This window comes from Pseudorhodoplanes sinuspersici, from assembly GCF_002119765.1.
Taxonomy (GTDB): Bacteria; Pseudomonadota; Alphaproteobacteria; order Rhizobiales; family Xanthobacteraceae; genus Pseudorhodoplanes; species Pseudorhodoplanes sinuspersici.
Window position 1 is genome coordinate 5,173,831 of record NZ_CP021112.1, and the last position, 19,340, is coordinate 5,193,170.

Below are 19,340 nucleotides of genomic sequence, written 5' to 3' on the forward strand. Positions count from 1 at the left end.
CGCGGGTTTGCTTCGTATCTTTCCGGACCATGACCTTGGCGTGATTTGACCGGCCACTGCCAGCTATCTAGTTTGCGCCAAAACGAAGCATCAGGGCGTTATGAGCGCAGCCGTAAACTCGCACAGGCCTGGTGCCGCGATTTTGAAGTTCCTGCACCATTTGCGGCAAACTCCAGTCAGGAACTTCAAAATCGAAAGCGGCACTAGAATCATAGACTTGCTAATGCACCTTTGTTTCCGAAGTTCGTGTAAGAGATTGCCGCAGATGGAGCATGAACTTCGGAAACGGTGCATTAGCAGGACCATGCGCGCGAAGCCAGTCTCCCGCTTCATTGCGGCCGCCGTTGCAATGGTCATGGCTTGCCCGCCGATGCCAGCCAAGGCGCAACGGGGCGGGCTGCCGCTGATCCGCGATGCGGAAATCGAGCAATTGCTGCGCGAATATACACAACCGATCTTCAGAACGGCCGGCCTCACCGGCGCCAATATCCGGATCGTGCTGATCAACGACAAATCCTTCAACGCCTTCGTGGTCGACGGCCGCCGCATCTTCGTGAATACCGGCGCTCTCTCAGAATCAACAACGCCGAATCAGATCATCGGCGTGCTGGCCCACGAAACCGGCCATATTGCCGGCCGACACCTGTCGCGCCTGCGCGAAGAACTCGCCCGTCTGCAAACGGCAGCGCTGATCGGCATGCTGCTCGGCGCTGCGGCGATGGCCGCCGGGGGCGGCTCGAGCGGAGCGGGCCAAGCCGGCGCGGCGATGATCACCGGTACCCAGCAATTCGCCACCCGCTCGCTGCTGTCATACCAACGCGCGCATGAGGAACAGGCCGACCGTGCGGCGGTGAAGTTCCTGGCGGCGACGGGTCAGTCCGCCAAGGGCATGTACGAGACCTTCAAGCGTTTCGCCGACCAGTCGATGTTCACTGCGCGTTACGCCGACCCCTACGCGCAGTCGCACCCGATGCCGACCGAACGTATCGCGGCGCTCACCGAAATCGCCCGCTCAAGCCCGAACTGGGAGAAGAAGGATTCGCCGGAATTGCAGGCACGTCACGACATGATGCGGGCCAAGCTGGCCGGCTTCATGGAATCGCCTCAGACAGTCGCGCGCCGCTATCCGTTGAGCGACACGTCTCTTCCTGCACGCTATGCGCGGGCGATCTCGACCTATCGTCACTCCGACCTGCGCGCTGCCATTGCCCAGATCGACTCATTGATAGCGGTACAGCCGAACAATCCCTACTTCTATGAGCTGAAGGGTCAGGCCCTGCTGGAAGGCTCACGTGCGGCTGAGGCGATCGCACCGCTGCGCCGCGCTGTACAGCTCGCGCCGCAGCCTACACTGATCCAGCTCATGCTCGGTCAGGCGCTGGTCGCCACCAACGATCCGAGACATTCGGAGGAAGCGATCACTATCCTGCGCAACGCGCTCGCCCGCGAACCCGATGCGCCGCAGGCTTATCAGCAACTGGCCATGGCCTATGGCCGCAAGGGCGACGTCGCGCAGGCCGACCTCGCCTCCGCGCAGGCCGCCTTCGCGCGCGGCGACATCAAGACTGCCCGCGAACTTGCCGCGCGGGCCAAGACCCGTTTGCAGGTCGGCTCCCCCGGATGGGTGCGGGCCGATGATATCGTAGCAACCAAGATACCCACTCTTCCCAACCGTCCGAACTGATCGGGCAAAGGATGATCCGATGACCGCCCTCTTCCGTTCACTCTTTGCGATTGCCGTTGCGGTCGTCGCATTCTCAGGCGTGGCGCAGGCGCAAAGCTTCACACCACAGCAACGCGGCGAGATCGAAACGATCATCCGCGACTATTTCATCAAACATCCCGAGATGATCGAAGAGTTGCAGGCGCTGGCTGCGTCCGAGAAGGTCAAGCGCCTGATCGGCGAGAACAAGGACATGCTGCTCAATTCGCCGCGGCAGGTGACGCTCGGCAATCCCAAGGGCGACGTCACGATGGTCGAGTTCTTCGACTACAATTGCGGTTATTGCAAACGCGCGCTCGACGACATGATGACGCTGATGAAGAACGACCCCAATCTGCGCATCGTGCTGAAGGAAATGCCGGTCCTCAGCCAAGGCAGCATGGAAGCGGCACAGGTGGCAGCGGCGCTGGCGATGCAGGACAAGTCTGGCAAGCGCTATCTCGACTTCCACCAGAAATTGCTCGGAGGCCGCGGACAGGCCGACAAGGCCCGGGCGCTGGCCGTCGCCAAGGAAGCCGGCGCCGACATGGCCCGGCTGGAAAAGGACATGACCAGCCCCGAGGTCAAGACAGCGCTGGAGGAGAGCTTCAAGCTGGCGGAAGCCTTCAACATTCAGGGCACGCCCTCCTACGTGATCGGCAATGAGGTGCTGGTGGGCGCGGTCGGCCTGAAGGAATTACAGAGCAAGATCAACGCCGCCCGTTGCGGCAAAGCCACCTGCTGAGGGGCGCTTAACAAGCCGTCAATCCTCCCGGCCGATGCCGGGCCGGGAGGGCCTCCGTCCGCCTGTTTGTTCCCAACCCGGGCTTTCCCTCGGCCGACAGCCCGCCTATAAGGTGCCCGCCAGGGCGCCCGCGCCCTTTTTCCCCCTCGTAACGACGGCGCGACAGAACGGCCACGCATGGCGACGATTTACGTCCTGAACGGTCCGAACCTGAACCTGCTCGGCACCCGCGAGCCGGAGGTTTATGGCCGTGCCACACTCAAGGATGTGGAAAAGCTGTGCCGGGACGCCGGCCAGAAGCATGGCTTCACAGTCGAATTCCGGCAAAGCAACCATGAGGGCCAACTGGTCGACTGGATCCAGGAGGCACATGCGCAACAGGCCGCCGGGATCGTCATCAATCCGGCCGCCTATACCCATACATCGATCGCGATCCTGGACGCCTTGCTCATGGGCAAGGCGCCGACGATCGAGGTCCATATCAGCAATATTCACGCGCGCGACGAATTCCGCCGCCATTCGTATGTCTCCAAGGCTGCGAAAGCGGTGATCTGCGGGTTCGGCGTGCAGGGTTACGTTCTGGCGATCGATGGCATCGCCGCAATGATCGACACATCGAAGGGCTGACACAACGTGGCTTCAGACAAAGACAAAAAAACCGGCGCCCAACCTTATGACGAGGACATGATCCGTGGCCTCGCCAAACTTCTCGACGAAACCGGACTGACCGATATCGAGATCGAGCGCGACGGATTGCGCGTTAAGATCGGCCGGGCCGCCCGTGCCGTTCAGGTTGCAGCCCCAGCGCACGTCCCGGCGGCCGCGCCTGCAGCGATTGCCCCGATCGCAACCAATGATCCGGCGAAACATCCGGGCGCGGTGCCGTCGCCGATGGTCGGCACGGCCTATCTTGCGCCATCACCGGGCGCGCGCCCCTTCGTCGATATCGGCCAGCCGGTGAAAGCCGGCGACACGCTGCTGATCATCGAAGCGATGAAAACCATGAACCAGATTCCGGCGACACGCTCGGGCATCGTCACGCAGATCCTTGTCGAAGACGGCCAGCCGGTCGAATTCGGCGAAGCACTGGTGATTATCGAGTGATGTTCGATAAAATCCTCATCGCCAATCGCGGCGAGATCGCATTACGGGTGCTGCGCGCGTGTAAGGAGCTCGGCATTCCCTCGGTCGCGGTGCATTCCACCGCCGATGCCGACGCGATGCATGTGCGTCTTGCCGACGAAAGCGTCTGCATCGGTCCGCCGCCGGCGCGCGACAGCTATCTGAATGTGCCGGCTCTGCTTGCGGCGTGCGAGATCACCGGCGCCGATGCCGTGCATCCCGGCTACGGCTTCCTCTCCGAGAATGCCCGCTTTGCCGAGATCCTTGCCGAGCACGGCATCGGCTTCATCGGTCCCAAGGCCGAACATATCCGCCTGATGGGCGACAAGATCGAAGCCAAGCGCACCGCCAAGAAGCTCGGCATTCCGGTGGTGCCGGGTTCGGAAGGCGGCGTCACCTCCGATGTCGAAGCGTTCAAGATCGGCAGGGAGATCGGTTATCCGGTGCTCGTGAAAGCAGCAGCTGGCGGCGGCGGACGCGGCATGAAGGTCGCCTATACCGAACAGGATATGAGCATGGCTCTGTCCACCGCGCGTTCGGAAGCGAAGGCGGCCTTCGGCGACGATGCCGTGTATCTTGAGAAGTACCTGCAGAAGCCGCGCCATATCGAAATTCAGATCCTGGGCGATGGCCGCGGCGACGCGATCCATCTCGGCGAACGCGACTGTTCGCTGCAGCGCCGGCATCAGAAGGTGCTGGAGGAAAGCCCCTCGCCCGCACTCAATACCGAGCAGCGCAACAAGATCGGCGAAGTCTGCGCCAAGGCCATGCGCGAGATGAAATATCTCGGCGCCGGGACAATCGAGTTTCTATACGAGGATGGCGAATTCTATTTCATCGAAATGAATACGCGCATCCAGGTCGAGCATCCGGTGACGGAGATGATCACCGACATCGATCTCGTGCTCGAACAAATCCGCGTCGCCGCTGGCGGCGACCTGCCCTGCAAGCAGGAAGACCTGAACTTCTATGGTCACGCGATCGAGTGCCGCGTGAACGCGGAAAATCCCTTCAACTTCCGTCCGTCACCCGGCAAGATCCTGCATTATCACCCGCCGGGCGGCCTTGGCGTGCGCGTCGATTCCGCAGCCTATCAAGGCTACACGATCCCGCCCTATTACGATTCGATGGTCGGCAAGCTGATCGTCCACGGCAAGACGCGGCAGGAATGCCTGATGCGGCTGAAGCGAGCGTTGGATGAATTTGTGATCGACGGTGTCGAGACCACGCTGCCGCTATTCCGCACACTGGTCCGCAATCAGGATATCATCGACGGAAATTACTCCATCCACTGGCTTGAGCAATTCCTCGCCCAAGGCGGGATGGAGAGTTAAAGCATTTCGAGCGAAGCGGGAAGCAGCCCGAACAGCACCGCGCCGCCCCAGGCTATGAGCCCGATGCCGGCCGCGCGGCCGATCCAATGACCGGCCGGCGCAAGCTTCTCGATCAGCACGAAGATCGAAAGACCTGCGATCCAGACGAGGTTCATCACGCCGCCAACGAACAGCAGCAGCATCAGCGCCCAGCAGCAACCGAGGCAAAAACCGCCGTGCCGCAATCCCATCACAAGCGCGCCGGCCCTGCCCTCCCGCCACTCGCTCACAATGAAATCGAGCGGCGAGCGACAGCGACGCAGGCATGACTGTTTGAAGGGAGTCCATTGATAGAGGCCGGCCAGGATCAGCATCGCCCCGGCCAGAGCGATACTCGTCATCTGCATCATCGGCGACATAAGGGCCACCTGTTCTGCGCCGAACTGAAGCGCGGTCGCTGCAACGCTGAACAAGACCCAGATGACGACGTAGCCAAGCGCGAACGATACTGTCGTCAGATCGTCCTTTTGCCGCCGCCGCTCGATCGTGCCAAACAGAAGAATGATGGGAGCGGCGCTCGGCAGCATCATTGCCGCCATCATGATCGCCCACATTGCAAAGACCAACGCGGCGTAGTTGAGCGTCCACGGCTCCATCCGCATCGGCATGAGCATGCCATCCATCTCGTGCATGCTCATGCCCGCGCCTGTCAGGAGATAAATCCACGACAGCACAATCACAGCGAACAACGCGGCCGCGACCAGCATCCGATCGCGGCGTAGCAGCCCTGCGATGGCCGTATTGATCACGACGGCTTTCCCAATCGCGCGTGGATTTGCCAAACGCTTAGATCACGCCGCGACACCCTGTGGCGTTTGCACGACATTCGCAAGCGTGCTGTGGGTGCCCCGGGTTTCAAACTTGATTGCGCCCATGCTGCGGATATTCGCGGAGGCCACCTCGCCCTCGATGTGCTCGAAGCCTTCGGGCATCACCACCCTGATGCGATGCGGCGCTCCGGTCACAGGATTCTTGATTGGCTCGACATCCGTTTCGAGCACACCTGGAATGCTGATGCGAGCGGTTCTCGCCTCTTTGTCGAAATCAAACGTGATAGGCGCGAAGATCGGATCGTGAAATTTACTCACGATCAGGCTGACGATCTGAAAAAGCGTTCCTTCGGCGGCGTTCTGTCCCGACAATATGTTGAACAGTGCCTCGCGCTGCGCCGCACTCGCCCGTTCGTCGATGATCGGTTGGGCCTGTCCGTTACCTTCGTGGAGAGCACCGGGAAACGAGACGGTGACGCAAAAACTCAAGCCATCGAGACTGACGTCGTTATAATGGCCCTTCGTGATCCGCATGGCGACAAATCCCTGGCAATCCCCGTTTGTCGGCTTGGCATTGAAGTCGCACGGGCATCCGAATGCACAGGTACAATTCTTCATCCATTCGCCTTCGAGGCGCCAATCGGCCATTGCCATCAGACTCTCCTGGATATCGGTGTTGCGTTATTGTCGCTCGGTACCTCCCAGTCCCGCTTTGAACGACAAGACTAGCCCTGAAGGCCGCACCCGAGAAGTATGGCCTTCGCTCACTTCTTGTTGTTTTCGGGGTCTGCTTCTCGCGTCTGCGAGATGAATCAGGCCGGCTATCCGCGGACGGCCCGGAGCACGACCTCTTCGACCCAATTGCGCCAGCCGGACAAACTGTCTGCGCCCATCAGATCGAGCCCAAGAAACGCCGACAACGTATAACGGTTGGACACATAGAAATAATTGAGCGCAAGAATGGTCAGATAGATGTGGAGCGGGGCAATTCCGCGCCGGAATACGCCCTGTTTAACGCCGGCCTGATAGACCTGCTCCATCAAATCGAGGGCCGGCGACGACAATTCCTTCATCGCCTTGGATTTTGAAACGTATTTGCCCTTGTGCAAATTTTCGTTGTTGAGCAGCGTCAGCATTTCCGGATGAGCGAGATAATGATTCATCGTGAAATGCACGATGTGCTTGAGCGCGGCGACCGGCTCTGAAAGATCGAGAGCAAGTTTGCTCTCGGCCTCCCACATGTCGCGGTAAATCTTTTCAAGCACCTCGACGAACAGCTTCTCCTTGCTGCCGAAATAATAATAGATCATCCGGTCGTTCGAACGCGCCGCGCGAGAGACGAGATTAATCCGGCCGCCGCCGAGCCCCCGTTCGGCAAATACTTTCACCGCTGCCTGCAGAATGTTGTCACGCGTATCCGCGGCTTCACCGCGCGGCTGCGCCTTTGGACGTCCGACTCGCGGAGCCTTGCGCTTTCCGGGTTTGAGGACTTCGGATTTTGACACTTTGGTCTTTGACACTTCAGTCTTTGACGATTCAGCCATTGACGCTTCGGTCTTGGGTCTTTTGACCTTAGACGCGGCTCGTGACGATTGAACCAGATCCCCCGGCATGCGAACGACCCCACTACGCGCCCAAGATATTTTTCGCACCTAAAGCTTTGCACATCCAGACGTGTATGGGCCCAAAGCGCTCTGGTACTCTGTCGCGCCTCGCCTCACATTTTCAAGTTCTGAATCGGCTTCAGTTCTGAATCGGCGCAATGTGAACCTGTATGCATGTGCACTGCGGGATTCACAAGCACGTCACCCGGCACGCCTCCAATGTCGAGGCAACGGTGCCGCGTTTTTCGACATTCACTCCCATTGACAGCGCTGGGAGACTGTCTAGACTTTAATTAAGTAAATACTTCATACATAGATTATGGTGAAGCGGAGCGGCGCCGATGGATGAATTCATCAGGAATGCTTGGTACCCCCTAGCTTGGTCGCGCGACATCTCACAAAGCCTCACGCAACGGCGCATATTGGGCCAGCTTGTCGTCCTCTACCGCAAGGCGTCGGGGACGGTCGTAGCGCTCGACGATGCCTGTCCGCACAGGCTCGCGCCACTGTCGATGGGTCGCCTGAAGGACGACAATATCGAGTGCGGCTATCATGGCCTGACCTTCGATTGCAGCGGTCAATGTATCCGCATTCCAGGGCAACCGGTCATCCCCCCGAATGCCCGTGTCCGCGCCTATCCGATCGTCGAAAATATGGGACTCGCCTGGATCTGGATGGGCGACCCTGCCCTCGCCGACCCATCAAAGGTGTTCGACCTGCCGCAATATCACGATGCCAACTGGAGCGCCGTGGAAGGCGACGCGCTGGAGATCGGCTGCCACTATCTCAACCTCGCCGACAATTTGTGCGATCCGGCCCATGTCAGCTTTGTCCATCTGTCGACGCTCGGCAATTCCGCCAGCGAGGACATTCCGGTTCACAGCGAAAAGCAGGGCGACACCTTCCTCACCTGGCGCTGGATTCTCGACGCGCCAGCGATCCCGCTGTTCCAGAAATTCGGAAATTTCGCCGGCAATGTCGATCGCTGGCACTACTATCATTATACGCCGCCTTGCATCGCTATGGTCGACTTTGGCAGCGCACCGACAGGAACGGGAGCTCCGGACGGCGAGCGTAGCAATAGTCTTCAGATTTTTGCATGCCACTTCATCACACCGGTCGATGCGGAACGCTGCATCGATCATTGGCTGTTCGTTAAAAACTTCCAGACGGACGAGGCGACCACGCAGGCAATGATCGGCCAATTCCGCACCGCCTTCGATGAAGACAAGACCATTCTCGAGGCGATCCATCTCAACGAGAAGGAACCGCGAAATACACGGCCGGTTCGTATCGCAATCGATGCCTCGCCCATGCGGATGCGCCGGGCCGTCGACAAGATAATTGAAACAGAGAAATCGTTCGCCCAATCCGGCGGTGCCAACGCCGCCTGACATATCCGATCTCGCCGAGCCGGCAGCGAAATCACATTCTTTGCTCATGCCAAATGAGGGGTTTGCCATGAAATACCGGTCCGTTGTCATCGCCACATCCATGGCTCTGGCCGTTGCGCTGGCCACTGTGAGCTCGTCGTCCGCGCAAAACGTCATCAAGATCGGCGACATCAACAGCTACAAGGCGATGTCGGCCAATCTCGGACCATACCGGAAAGGCGTCGATCTCGCGGTCGAAGAAATCAACGCGGCTGGCGGCCTCTTGGGCAAAACACTTGAAATCGTCGCGCGCGATGACGGGGCCAATCCCGGTGACGCGGTCCGCATGGCTGACGACCTGCGCCTCAATGCAAAAGTCGACATTCTCACCGGCACGATCCTGTCGCATGTCGGTCTCGCCGTGGCCGACTATGCCAGGCAACACAAGGTTTTCTTCCTGGCCTCCGCGCCGCTGACCGACAAGATCGTCTGGGATTCCGGCAACCGCTACACCTTCCGCCTGCGGCCATCGACTTACAGCCATGCCGCCGCGCTTGTGCCGCATGCGGCCGCTCTCAAACGCAAGCGCTGGGCTTTCGTCTATCCCAATTATGAATACGGACAATCGGCTGTTGCGACGTTCAAGAGCCTTTTGAAAGCCGCGCAGCCCGATGTCGAATTCGTCATTGATCTGGCCCCTCCCCTTGGCAAGATCGATTCTGCGTCTGTCGTTCAAGCACTCGCGGATGCCAAGCCCGATGCTGTCTTCAATGTTCTGTTCGGCGCTGACCTCGCCAAATTCGTGCGTGACGGCGAGACGCGGGATCTGTTCAGCGGCATCGAGGTTGTCAGCCTGCTGACGGGCGAGCCCGAATATCTCGATCCTCTTAAAGATGAAGCGCCGAAAAACTGGTATGTCACCGGTTACCCTTGGTATTTGATCAAAACCCCGGAGCACATGGAGTTTCTGACGGCCTACCAGAAGCGCTATAACGATTATCCGCGCATTTCATCGCTTGTTGGCTACACGACAATCAAGGCGCTTGCGGCAGGTATCGACAAGGCCAAGTCCACCAATTCGGAAGAGCTGGCCAAAGTCTTCGAGGGCCTGACGTTCCTGTCGCCATCGGGCAAGGTGACTTTCCGCGCCCTCGATCACCAGGCCACACTCGGTCTCTATGTCGGCCGAACGGCACTGCAAAACGGCAAAGGGGTCATGACCTCCTACGATTATCTCGACGGCGCCAAGTTGCAGCCGGCCGACGACATCGTGCGCAAGATGCGCCCGGCCCACACCCAATAATCGCGTCCATCCATCGGCGGATCCGGCACCACCTCTGTTAATATGACGCGGCTTTGACCGGAGATTGCGGCTCGCGGCCCGCCTGCGAAGCCCTATATTTATCAGATGATGATGCCGGTCGTGACCAGATGGCTCGCGGCTATAGGGAGCGCGGCTCTGATTCTCGCGCTCTTGGCCGCCCTCCTAGCCGGCGCACAAGCTGCGCCTGGCAAGCGGGTTCTTGTTATCGAGATCAAGGGTGCCATCAGCGTGGCCGCGCAACGTCAGGTTTCGCGCGCCATCGACCTGGCCCGCCGGGACGATGCTGCAGCGATCCTGATCAACCTCGATACGCCGGGCGGCCTTGTCAGCGCCACCCGCGATATCATCCGCGACCTTGTCGCTTCGCCGGTTCCCATCATTGTTTACGTCGCACCGAGCGGTGCCCGGGCAGCCTCGGCGGGCACCTTCCTTGTATACGCCTCGCATCTTGCTGCCATGGCACCCGGGACCAATCTGGGCGCAGCAACGCCGGTGCAGATGGGCGGCATTCCGGGCGTGCCGCAGCCCAAGGATGACAAGAAACCTGCCGAGCCGAGTGCGGCTGAAAAGAAATCGATCAACGATGTCATCGCGCTACTGCGCAGCCTCGCCCAGATGCGCGGACGCGATCTCGACTTTGCGGAAAAGGCGGTGCGCGATGCCGCCACCCTCACCGCCACAGAAGCCCGCGCGCAGGGCGTGATCGAAATCGTGGCCAGCAATGTGCCGGATGTGCTGGCACAAGCCGACGGGCGCCGCGTAACCGTCGCTGGCGCAGACCGGACCTTGTCCACACGCGACGCTGAAATCGTGAATGTCACGCCCGACTGGCGAACCCAGTTGCTCGCCATCATCGCCGATCCCAATGTAGCGTTCATCCTGCTGCTGATCGGCATTTACGGCCTGTTGTTCGAATTCTGGACGCCCGGCGCGATCATCCCCGGAGTGCTTGGCAGCATCTGCCTGCTGCTGGGATTGATCGCGCTTTCAGTATTACCGGTTCAATATGGCGCGCTCGGTCTGCTGCTGCTGGGTATTGCGTTGATGATTGGCGAGGCCTTCACGCCCGGCATCGGCGCTCTGGGCATCGGCGGGCTTATCGCCTTCGTGGTTGGATCATTTTACCTGTTCGAAACCGATGGCGCCGATTTCGATCTACGTGTTTCGCTTGCGGTGATTGCCGGTGCGGCGATCGTCAGCGCCGGATTTGCCTTTCTCGTTCTCGGCGCGGCGGTTAAGGCGCGTCACCGTCCAGTCACGCTCGGTCTGGATGACATGCTCGGCACCCGGGGCATGGTGATTGACTGGCAGGGTGAGCAAGGCCATGTCCGCGTCCAGGGCGAAATCTGGAATGCGCGCGGCAACCATGCCTTCGGAAACGGAGACATTGTGCGCGTGCAGCAGCGCAAAGGCCTGACCCTGTTCGTCGAACCGGGATAGACAACGGAGAGCGTCATGTTCGATTTCCTGTTTCCAGGCTTTTCGGGGCTGCTGATTCCCGTCATTGCTGTAATTGCGCTGCTCTTTTATGCGTTCCGCATCTTGCGGGAGTACGAGCGCGGTGTGGTGTTCATGCTCGGCCGGTTCTGGAAGGTGAAAGGCCCCGGTCTTGTCATCGTCATTCCCTTCATCCAGCAGATGGTGCGTGTCGATCTGCGAACGCGCGTCTTCGATGTGCCGTCGCAGGATGTGATTTCTCACGACAACGTATCGGTCAAAGTCAATGCGGTGCTCTATTTTCGTGTAATCGATCCCGAAAGAGCGATCCTGCAGGTCGAGCATTTCTTCGATGCGACAAGCCAGCTCGCGCAGACGACATTGCGCTCGGTGCTCGGCCAGCATGATCTGGACGAGATGCTCGCAGAGCGCGGCAAGCTCAATCTCGACATCCAGAAAATCCTCGACGAGCAGACCGACGCGTGGGGCATCAAGGTGTCGAATGTCGAGATCAAGCATATCGACCTCAACGAAACCATGATCCGCGCTATCGCCAAGCAGGCGGAAGCCGAACGTATTCGCCGTGCCAAGGTGATCGATGCCGAGGGCGAGTTTCAGGCGGCTCAGCGGCTTGCCGATGCCGGGCAGATCTTCGCCTCGCGCCCGGAAGCGATGCAGCTGCGCTATCTCACGGCATTGCAGAATATCGCCGGCGAGCGCGCCTCGACGATCGTACTGCCATTGCCGACGAACTTGCTCGACAAATTACGAAGCTAGGACCCTGAGCGGCGCGTGCCGGCTTTCCAGCACCGCCATGCGTTGCGACATCAGCACCTCCACAGCGGCGCAGGCCCGTGCCGGGCTGTATGGCTTTTGCAGGGTGGTAGAGAGCGGTAAGTTGCGGACTTCTTCCAGCCGGCCCCAGCGGCCGGATGCATAAATGACCGGCAGATCCGGCAGCAGCCCTCGCGCCTGCTCGGCGAGTGCGGCGCCGTCAAGCTCGCCGGGCAGATTGATGTCGGTGAACAAGATGTCGACCCGGGAACCGGTCGACAGATGGGCCAGAGCTTCGGAGGCGTTGGACACCGAGTGAACAGAGAAACCGTGCTCTTCCAGCGCTTCGCCGATAATCTCGGCAATCAGGGATTCGTCCTCGACCAGAAGCACGCAGGTTTGCGACGATTCGACCGTTCGCAGACCTTGTTCGTTGGGTTCTTGCTCGTCCTGAGCAGACCGTTCGTCCTTGGCCTTCCCGTTCCAGGTGTCCTGATCCATGATCAGCCCCCTCTTTACGCAACATCCGGGTGAGCAAATCCTGCCCGGCGGATTTGTTCGCAAAGTGTCTAAAATTTAACAAGCCAAGGGATAACAGCGGGTTAAGTTAAAGAATGGCTAGCAGAGACACCGCCCGTGAAACTGGCCTTGTCGAGATCACCCCGGAGGTGCTCCTGAAGGCCTATGCCTGCGGCATTTTCCCGATGGCGGAGAATGCCGATGACCCCTCGCTCTACTGGATCGAGCCGGAGCATCGCGGCCTGATCCCGCTGGACGGGTTCCATGTTCCCCGCCGGCTGGCTCGCACGATCCGCAGCGATCAGTTCGAGGTTTTCATCGACCGCGATTTCGAGGCGACCATTGACGGCTGCGCGGAGCCCCAGGCCGGGCGGTCCCGCACTTGGATCAACGGCCGGATTCGCTCGCTCTATTGCAAGCTGCACGAAATCGGTCATTGCCATTCGGTCGAGACCTGGCGCGACGGCAAACTGGTCGGCGGCCTTTACGGCGTGCGGCTTGGCCGTGCGTTCTTCGGCGAGAGCATGTTCCATCGCGAACGCGATGCCTCGAAGGTGGCGCTGGTCCATCTCGTCGCGCGCCTGCGCGCTGGCGGCTTCACCCTGCTCGATACGCAATTCGTCACATCGCATCTGTCTGGCTTTGGTGCGATCGAAGTCAGCAAGCGGCTCTACAATCGCATGCTGGAACGCGCGCTGGAGGACGAAGCCGATTTCTTCGCACTCGACAACGATCCGGTGCCCGGTGCGGCGGCGCTTGCCGCACTCGGAATAAAAATACAACCGTCATCCTGATGACGGGGCGCAAGCTAGAGCGTTTTCAAGCGAAGTGAGTACCGGTTCGCGTGAAGAAAACGCGTCAAAACAAAAAAGCGAGAGCCCTTCTGGCTTTGATTCCATAAAAGCCAGAAGGGCTCTAGCACAGACGCACTGGTCTGCGCCGTGATGGACGGCTGTGAATCGCATCTCACAACGAATACCGATCACGACGATGACCTGGAATCGGTTCGATCCAAAGTGATTTAGCGGATCGGTGCCGGGAATGCGCGATTGAACTCCGCCGGCCGCTGCGGCTGAGCTTGCGGCCGCGGACGCGGCCGTTGTGCCGCTTGCGGCTGACGCGGCGCAGGCGAGGTCTGCTGTGCTGGTGCCTGTTGTTCCGTGCCGGCTTGCGGGATCGAAGCAGGATCTTCGGCGACCTTTACCAGCGGCTGCTTACAATCGGTCAACCATACATCGTAAATAGGGTGTTCCACGGCATTGAGGCCGGGGCTTGCCGCGAACATCCAGCCGGCGAAGATGCGCCGCACCTCGCCCTGCAACGTCACCTCGCTCACCTCGACGAAGGAATCGGTGGCAGCCGCTTCGGTCGGCGGACGCGTGTAGCAGACACGCGGCACGACCTGCAGCGCACCGAATTGTACGGTTTCGCCGATCGCCACATCAAACGAGATGATGCGGCCGGTGATCTTGTCGAGACCGGAAAATACCGCAGTCTGATTCGGGATCTTCTGGGTCGGCGGCGCGCTCACCACCTCGTCGCCGGGCTGCGGCGCTGTGTTGGCCGGCTGCGGCGTACCGCGCGGCTGACGAACCCCTGGCGGCAGGCCCGGCGTGACACCGGATTGCTGGGATGCCGGCCCGCCATCTGCCGGCGGCAACGGCTCGGCCTGAATGGGAGCAGGCGCGCGGCGCGCCGATGGCGGCGGTCCAGGCGGCAGGCGTTCCGGGAACTGATCGGGCGATTCCTGCGGGAATTGCTGGCGCCGCGGCGGCGGCTCACCGAAAGGCTGAGGGAATGGACTTTGCTGCTGCCGCCCGCCGGGAACGCCGGCCGGGGGCCGCGGCGGTGAGGGATCACCAAAGATCGAGCCGAACTGGGCGCTCGCATCGGAGGCCACAAGACAAAGCATGATCGCGCTTGCCGCCGCAGCGACCAGCCCGGCAGTCTGGTGTCGTGTCGAAACGACCGTCATAGAGGCCCCGGTAATAGCGCAATCCGCCCGCGCAACGGGATTGCAAGTCCCCCCGGTTAACATGTCGAATGCGGCGGCGAAAGGGCGATCGGCTTCCGGATACCCCCTCTCGCCCGCTTGCAGCGCCGGTTGCCTCCAGTCATGCTGAATCCATCGAGAGTGCCGCAAAGGCGCCTGATCACAGGGAGGAACCTCGCTCATGCCGTCGATCATCGGTCGCCGGGCGATGCTGATGCTTATCACCGCCGCCCTTTTCTATCCGACCATCACCACCGCACAGACATATCCCAACCGTCCGATCACCATTGTCGTGCCACTGGCCGCCGGTAGTGGTCTGGATGCCCTTGTTCGGATCTATGCGGAGAAGTTGCAATCGAACCTCGGCCAGCCAGTCGTTGTTGAAAATCGTCCCGGTGCCGCATTGATGCTCGCAGCCTCGACTGTCGCGAAAGCGCCGCCGGATGGCTATACGCTGCTGGTCTCGACATCGTCGGCGATGGCGATCAATCCGGTTCTCTACAAGAAGGTGAACTACGACCATGTGAAGGATTTCGTGCCGATCTCCTTCTACGTGAAATCGCCTATGATCCTTGTCATTAATCCCGATCTGCCGGCGAAGACCGTTCCCGAACTCATCAAGCTGGTGAAGGATTCCAAAACGCCGCTGACCTATTCATCGCCGGGCGCCGGCGTCGCGCAACATCTGTCGATGGAATACATGAAGAAGCGGTTCGGCCTCGAAATCACGCATGTGCCCTACAAGAATACGCCGCAATCGATCGCCGACATCGTCGCAGGACACGTCAATCTCGGCTTTGCCGAAGCCGGCGCATCGCTGCCGCTCATTCGGGAAGGCAAGCTGCGCCCCCTTGCGGTCTCGGCGACAACACGCATTCCGTCCCTGCCCGACGTACCGCCTTTCGCAGAAGCGGCGAACGCGCCGGATTTCGAAGCGGTGTCCTGGCACATGCTGTTCGCGCCGGCGGCCACGCCGAGACCTATCGTCGAACGCCTGCACGCCGAAATGAAGAAGATCATGCTCGATCCGGAGATGATCAAGCTCACCGAAAAGATCGGCCTGCTCCCCGTCGATACGCCCTCGATCGACGGCATCCAGACCTACCTTACGTCCGAACGCGACAAATGGGGCTCGCTGGTGAAGCAGCTCGGTCTCGAGGGAACGATGTAGCGTAGCCGCTACGCAAACGAGGGCAGTCTAGGCCGGGCGGGCGTGGAAGAATTCGCTGCAATAATAAAGCAGCGCAACCGCGGCAAATCCTGCGCCCGCGCACGACGTCGCAATCCATCCGCCATGGACATATACCGCACTCGCAATGGCCGAGCCGACAGCACCGCCAAAAAACGCCGATGCCATATACAGCGCGTTCAGCCGGCTGCGAATCTCCGGGCCAAGCACATAGATCGCGCGCTGACCGAGAACGAGATTGAGGATGCACCCGACATCCAGAAGAATGGCTGCGGCGACGAGAAGCGCAATCGAACCGACAACAACGCCGAGCGCGGCAACAACAAATGAAAAGAGAACGAGAAACAGCGCGGAACCTGTTGCTGACCGCGTCCATCCGCGGTCGGCAACGCGTCCGGCCACCGGAGAGACCAGTGCACCGGCGGCGCCAGCCAGAGCAAAAACGGCGATGCCGCGCTGGCCCCATCCAAAAGCCGGACTCGCAAGCAATAAGGGCACCGTCGTCCAGAACAGGCTGAACGCTGCGAACATCGCCGCCTGATACAAGGCGCGGCGGCGCAGAATGGTTGTGTCGCGCCAGACCGGCCAGAGCGAGGCAATCAACCGGCGATAGGCAAAACCGCCCTCGGGACGGCGCATGGGCAAATTCCAGCGCAGCAGCGCCGCAAGACACGCCATGAGGATCGCGGCAAGCCCGAACACGGCGCGCCAGCCAGCCAAGTCGGCGATCAGACTCGCCACCGGCCGCGCCAGCAAAATCCCTGTCATGACGCCGCTGACAACCTTGCCGACGGTTGCTCCGCGATGGGCTTCTGGCGAAAGCGTTGCTGCGAAAGGCACCAACATCTGTGCAACAACCGCGCACCCACCAAGTACCAGCGCCGCCGCAAGAAAAGCGGGCTCCGAACCTGCAAGAGCCGAAATCGCAAGGCTCGCACTCACGGCAAGCAGCGTCAGCACAACGAGTCTGCGGTTTTCAACGAGATCGCCGAGTGGTACCAGGAGAAGAAGACCGATGGCGTAACCGACCTGCGTGAACGTCACCATCAGGCTCGCCAGGACCGGACTGAGCCCGATGTCGGGGCCAATCAATCCGATCAGCGGCTGCACATAATAGATGTTGGCAACGGCTGCGCCTGCAGCGAACGCGAACAGAAAGATCAGCGCGCCCGACATCGGGGTCGGCGTCGGTGTTTGTTCAGTCGCGACAGGCCCGGCGGTCTGTCCTGCAAGCTGACCAACTCCACCCTCACCGCCCGGATGCTCGATGCGCGCCATCACAAATCTCTTTGGAAAAATGCTGGCCCGACACCAGTTGTGCCGGCCTCAGGTAGAAGCCGGTCAAAACGGTTTCAATCGCAACCTTTGTATAGGTTGCAGCACAAGAAAAAGAGAAGACGTTCGGGAGGAACGACCGCCGTTCGCGGCGGTAAACGCCATAAGGCGCCTCGTCGCCTTGATGCGGCCGTTTCGCTCAGTGTCTCTATCAAGCGATGCGAAATGGGCGGCAGATATTTTGCCGCAGCGATCAGGCCGCAGCGACTGACGCGGGCCTCGCGATGCGAATGCCGCGCTGTTCCAGCAGCGGCAGCACATTGTCGCGGAAATACGGGAATTCCTCGACATAGTCGACGAACGACAAGGTCGTACCGCGGAAGCCGGCGGCATGCAGTGCGGCAATGCCGTCAGCCACTTGCTCTGGCGTTCCCGTCAGCGGGAAGCCGCCATGACCAGCGGCCATGCGATCGCGGATCAGCGCCAGCAGGTCATGCGGGAACGATTGCGCGTGCGCGAATTGCAGCCGCACCAGATTATCGACCGCATCCCAGTCGGCATGCGTTTTACCGGAATGCTCGAGATAGGATTTCGCTTCGGCTTCCGTCGGACGGCACACCACATGAGAGAATGTCAGCACATCGACATCGCGCCCAACCTGCTTTGCCTGCTGCTTCAGCGCGGCAATCTCCTCCGTCGAACGCGACAGGTCGATCGCCGGCGTGAACAGAAAATTGGCATTGCGCACGGCGAACTCGCGGCCCTGATTTGAACCGGCCGCGTTGATGATCGGCAGCGGCACGCCGGGTCGTGGATCGCCAAGCACATTCTTCAGCTTGAAAAACTGCCCGTCCCAATCGAAGGCCTGATTGCGCGTCCACAACGCGCGAACGATATCGAACCATTCCTGCGCGTAGCCGTAGCGCGTCTCGTGATCGTCCGGCAGCGTCAAGCCGAGCGCCTCATATTCTGGCTTGTTCCAGCCCGCGACGATATTCAAGCCGATACGGCCACCGCTGATCTGGTCGATTGTCGCGAGTTGCTTGGCGACGACGACCGGGTGATTGGCGGCCGTGTGAATTGTCGCAAACACGGTGATCTCGCGCGTCCGCGCCAGCAAGCCGGCGGCCCAGGTCATCGTCTCGAGCACGCTGCCGTGGAAATTGGTTTCGCCGCCGTAACCGATCCAGCGCGCGATCGGCAGCATGAAATCGATTCCGGCGTCATCGAGAAGCGCCGCCAGTTTCAGGTTATTGTCCCACGAACTGTTCCAGCGTTCGGGAAGCTTCGTCACCGTCATGCCGCCGGAACAATTGGAGGCGAAGGTACCAAGTAGAAACTGGTTGCGGTCGAACATCCGGTTCTGTGACGGCATCATTGCGTCTCTCCATTGCGAATGTCGGAATAAAATTAATTTTATGATAGAAAGTCTATTTGATCGTCAATCTGGACGCAAGCACAAGTCCGGTGCAATGCCCTGAGCCGAAGTTGTGCAGGAGAGGCAAGCGAAATGCCGAAGAACAGCCGCCGCTCCGCCGGTGATCGGTCCAAACCGATCGATCGTTCCTGGCATTTAGCGCGCACCGCGCAGGAAATGGATGTGGCGGAGCTAGAATATGCATTGATCCGCTGCTGGGAAGGCTTCGGGCATTGGCAGGCCGAGTGCCTCGCTTCGGTCGCGGAATTTTCCGCCAGCGGTCCGGATAATGCCTTACTGCACATGATCCGCATGAACGACCGGCCGAAAAGCTTGCGCGATCTCGCGCATATGGCCAATCGCGACGATATCCCCAACCTGCAATACAGCTTGCGCAAGCTGATCAAGGGCGGCCTCGTGACGCGCAGCGGCAGCGGCCGATCCGGCGTGACATACGAAACCACCGCCTTAGGCAAAACCGTCACCGATCGTTACGCCGACGTGCGCGCCCATCTCCTGATCGAAGCGGTGGCGCGTGTGCCCGATCTTGCCAAGCGCCTGCAAGATGTTGTGCACACACTCGACTTGATGACGGGAATTTACGAACAGGCCGCGCGCGCGGCCGCCACCCACCGGCACCGGGCCGGACGTCTCGGCCAAGAGAAATTAGGCCAAGAAAAATTAGGTCAAGAGACATCGGATCAGGAAAAATAGTCGACCAAG

19 protein-coding genes are annotated in these 19,340 nt (G+C 60.3%); 12 read left to right on the forward strand and 7 right to left on the reverse strand.

Annotation, left to right across the window (positions count from 1 at the left end; translation table 11 throughout):
- Positions 1-304: 304 nt before the first annotated feature.
- From CAK95_RS25230 to accC, 5 genes are all read left to right on the forward strand, one after another.
- A complete protein-coding gene (locus CAK95_RS25230) occupies positions 305-1,684 on the forward strand; it encodes a M48 family metalloprotease (protein ID WP_245303515.1) in 1,380 nt (459 codons plus the stop codon).
- A 19-nt stretch (positions 1,685-1,703) separates the two neighbouring features.
- Positions 1,704-2,447 (forward strand): DsbA family protein, encoded by a 744-nt coding sequence (locus CAK95_RS25235; protein ID WP_086090424.1) that lies wholly within the window; start codon positions 1,704-1,706, stop codon positions 2,445-2,447.
- A gap of 177 nt (positions 2,448-2,624) precedes the next feature.
- Positions 2,625-3,074, forward strand: coding sequence for a type II 3-dehydroquinate dehydratase (aroQ, locus tag CAK95_RS25240; RefSeq protein ID WP_086090425.1), 450 nt, complete (start codon positions 2,625-2,627; stop codon positions 3,072-3,074).
- A gap of 6 nt (positions 3,075-3,080) precedes the next feature.
- Positions 3,081-3,551: an acetyl-CoA carboxylase biotin carboxyl carrier protein gene (gene accB, locus CAK95_RS25245; protein WP_245303516.1), complete on the forward strand. Its 471-nt coding sequence runs from the start codon at positions 3,081-3,083 to the stop codon at positions 3,549-3,551.
- Positions 3,551-4,903 (forward strand): acetyl-CoA carboxylase biotin carboxylase subunit, encoded by a 1,353-nt coding sequence (gene accC / locus CAK95_RS25250; protein ID WP_086090426.1) that lies wholly within the window; start codon positions 3,551-3,553, stop codon positions 4,901-4,903. Before accB ends, accC begins: the two co-directional genes overlap by 1 nt.
- Here accC and CAK95_RS25255 read toward each other — a convergent pair.
- The 3 genes from CAK95_RS25255 to CAK95_RS25265 all read right to left on the reverse strand — a co-directional run bounded on the left by CAK95_RS25255 (position 4,900) and on the right by CAK95_RS25265 (position 7,256).
- Positions 4,900-5,691, reverse strand: a complete 792-nt coding sequence (locus tag CAK95_RS25255; RefSeq protein WP_245303517.1) for a DUF2182 domain-containing protein — start codon at positions 5,689-5,691, stop codon at positions 4,900-4,902. The genes accC and CAK95_RS25255 overlap by 4 nt on opposite strands.
- Positions 5,692-5,733: 42 nt before the next feature.
- Positions 5,734-6,366: a DUF1326 domain-containing protein gene (locus CAK95_RS25260; RefSeq protein ID WP_086090427.1), complete on the reverse strand. Its 633-nt coding sequence runs from the start codon at positions 6,364-6,366 to the stop codon at positions 5,734-5,736.
- Positions 6,367-6,533: 167 nt separating this feature from the next.
- Positions 6,534-7,256 carry a TetR/AcrR family transcriptional regulator gene (locus CAK95_RS25265; RefSeq protein ID WP_086090428.1) on the reverse strand — a complete coding sequence of 241 codons (723 nt, stop codon included), beginning with the start codon at positions 7,254-7,256 and terminating at the stop codon, positions 6,534-6,536.
- 401 nt (positions 7,257-7,657) lie between these two features.
- Between CAK95_RS25265 and CAK95_RS25270 the strand changes: the two genes are divergently transcribed.
- From CAK95_RS25270 to CAK95_RS25285, 4 genes are all read left to right on the forward strand, one after another.
- The gene (locus CAK95_RS25270; RefSeq protein ID WP_086090429.1) at positions 7,658-8,710 is read left to right on the forward strand and encodes an aromatic ring-hydroxylating dioxygenase subunit alpha; all 1,053 of its coding nucleotides are present in this window, start codon (positions 7,658-7,660) and stop codon (positions 8,708-8,710) included.
- Between the two features lie 67 nt (positions 8,711-8,777).
- Positions 8,778-9,992: an ABC transporter substrate-binding protein gene (locus CAK95_RS25275; protein WP_086091653.1), complete on the forward strand. Its 1,215-nt coding sequence runs from the start codon at positions 8,778-8,780 to the stop codon at positions 9,990-9,992.
- A gap of 111 nt (positions 9,993-10,103) precedes the next feature.
- A complete protein-coding gene (locus tag CAK95_RS25280) occupies positions 10,104-11,453 on the forward strand; it encodes an NfeD family protein (RefSeq protein ID WP_198343874.1) in 1,350 nt (449 codons plus the stop codon).
- A gap of 15 nt (positions 11,454-11,468) precedes the next feature.
- Positions 11,469-12,227 (forward strand): slipin family protein, encoded by a 759-nt coding sequence (locus CAK95_RS25285; RefSeq protein WP_086090430.1) that lies wholly within the window; start codon positions 11,469-11,471, stop codon positions 12,225-12,227.
- Here the strand turns inward: CAK95_RS25285 and CAK95_RS25290 are convergent.
- A complete protein-coding gene (locus CAK95_RS25290; RefSeq protein WP_086090431.1) occupies positions 12,216-12,725 on the reverse strand; it encodes a response regulator in 510 nt (169 codons plus the stop codon). The genes CAK95_RS25285 and CAK95_RS25290 overlap by 12 nt on opposite strands.
- Before the next feature lie 113 nt (positions 12,726-12,838).
- Here CAK95_RS25290 and aat point away from each other — a divergent pair, with 113 nt between their 5' ends.
- Positions 12,839-13,537, forward strand: a complete 699-nt coding sequence (gene aat / locus CAK95_RS25295; RefSeq protein ID WP_086090432.1) for a leucyl/phenylalanyl-tRNA--protein transferase — start codon at positions 12,839-12,841, stop codon at positions 13,535-13,537.
- Between the two features lie 227 nt (positions 13,538-13,764).
- Here the strand turns inward: aat and CAK95_RS25300 are convergent, their stop codons facing one another.
- On the reverse strand, positions 13,765-14,718 hold the full coding sequence (locus CAK95_RS25300) for a DUF2155 domain-containing protein (protein WP_245303519.1): 954 nt from the start codon (positions 14,716-14,718) through the stop codon (positions 13,765-13,767).
- A gap of 199 nt (positions 14,719-14,917) precedes the next feature.
- Between CAK95_RS25300 and CAK95_RS25305 the strand changes: the two genes are divergently transcribed.
- Entirely contained in the window at positions 14,918-15,907 is a 990-nt protein-coding gene (locus tag CAK95_RS25305; protein WP_086090433.1) for a Bug family tripartite tricarboxylate transporter substrate binding protein, read from the forward strand.
- Positions 15,908-15,934: 27 nt separating this feature from the next.
- Here the strand turns inward: CAK95_RS25305 and CAK95_RS25310 are convergent, their stop codons facing one another.
- Together CAK95_RS25310 and CAK95_RS25315 are read right to left on the reverse strand one after the other, a co-directional pair.
- Positions 15,935-17,101 (reverse strand): MFS transporter, encoded by a 1,167-nt coding sequence (locus tag CAK95_RS25310; RefSeq protein WP_183044216.1) that lies wholly within the window; start codon positions 17,099-17,101, stop codon positions 15,935-15,937.
- Positions 17,102-17,453: 352 nt separating this feature from the next.
- Entirely contained in the window at positions 17,454-18,575 is a 1,122-nt protein-coding gene (locus CAK95_RS25315) for an LLM class flavin-dependent oxidoreductase (RefSeq protein ID WP_425349715.1), read from the reverse strand.
- Between the two features lie 135 nt (positions 18,576-18,710).
- Between CAK95_RS25315 and CAK95_RS25320 the strand changes: the two genes are divergently transcribed.
- Positions 18,711-19,331, forward strand: a complete 621-nt coding sequence (locus tag CAK95_RS25320; protein WP_086090436.1) for a winged helix DNA-binding protein — start codon at positions 18,711-18,713, stop codon at positions 19,329-19,331.
- Positions 19,332-19,340 lie beyond the last annotated feature (9 nt).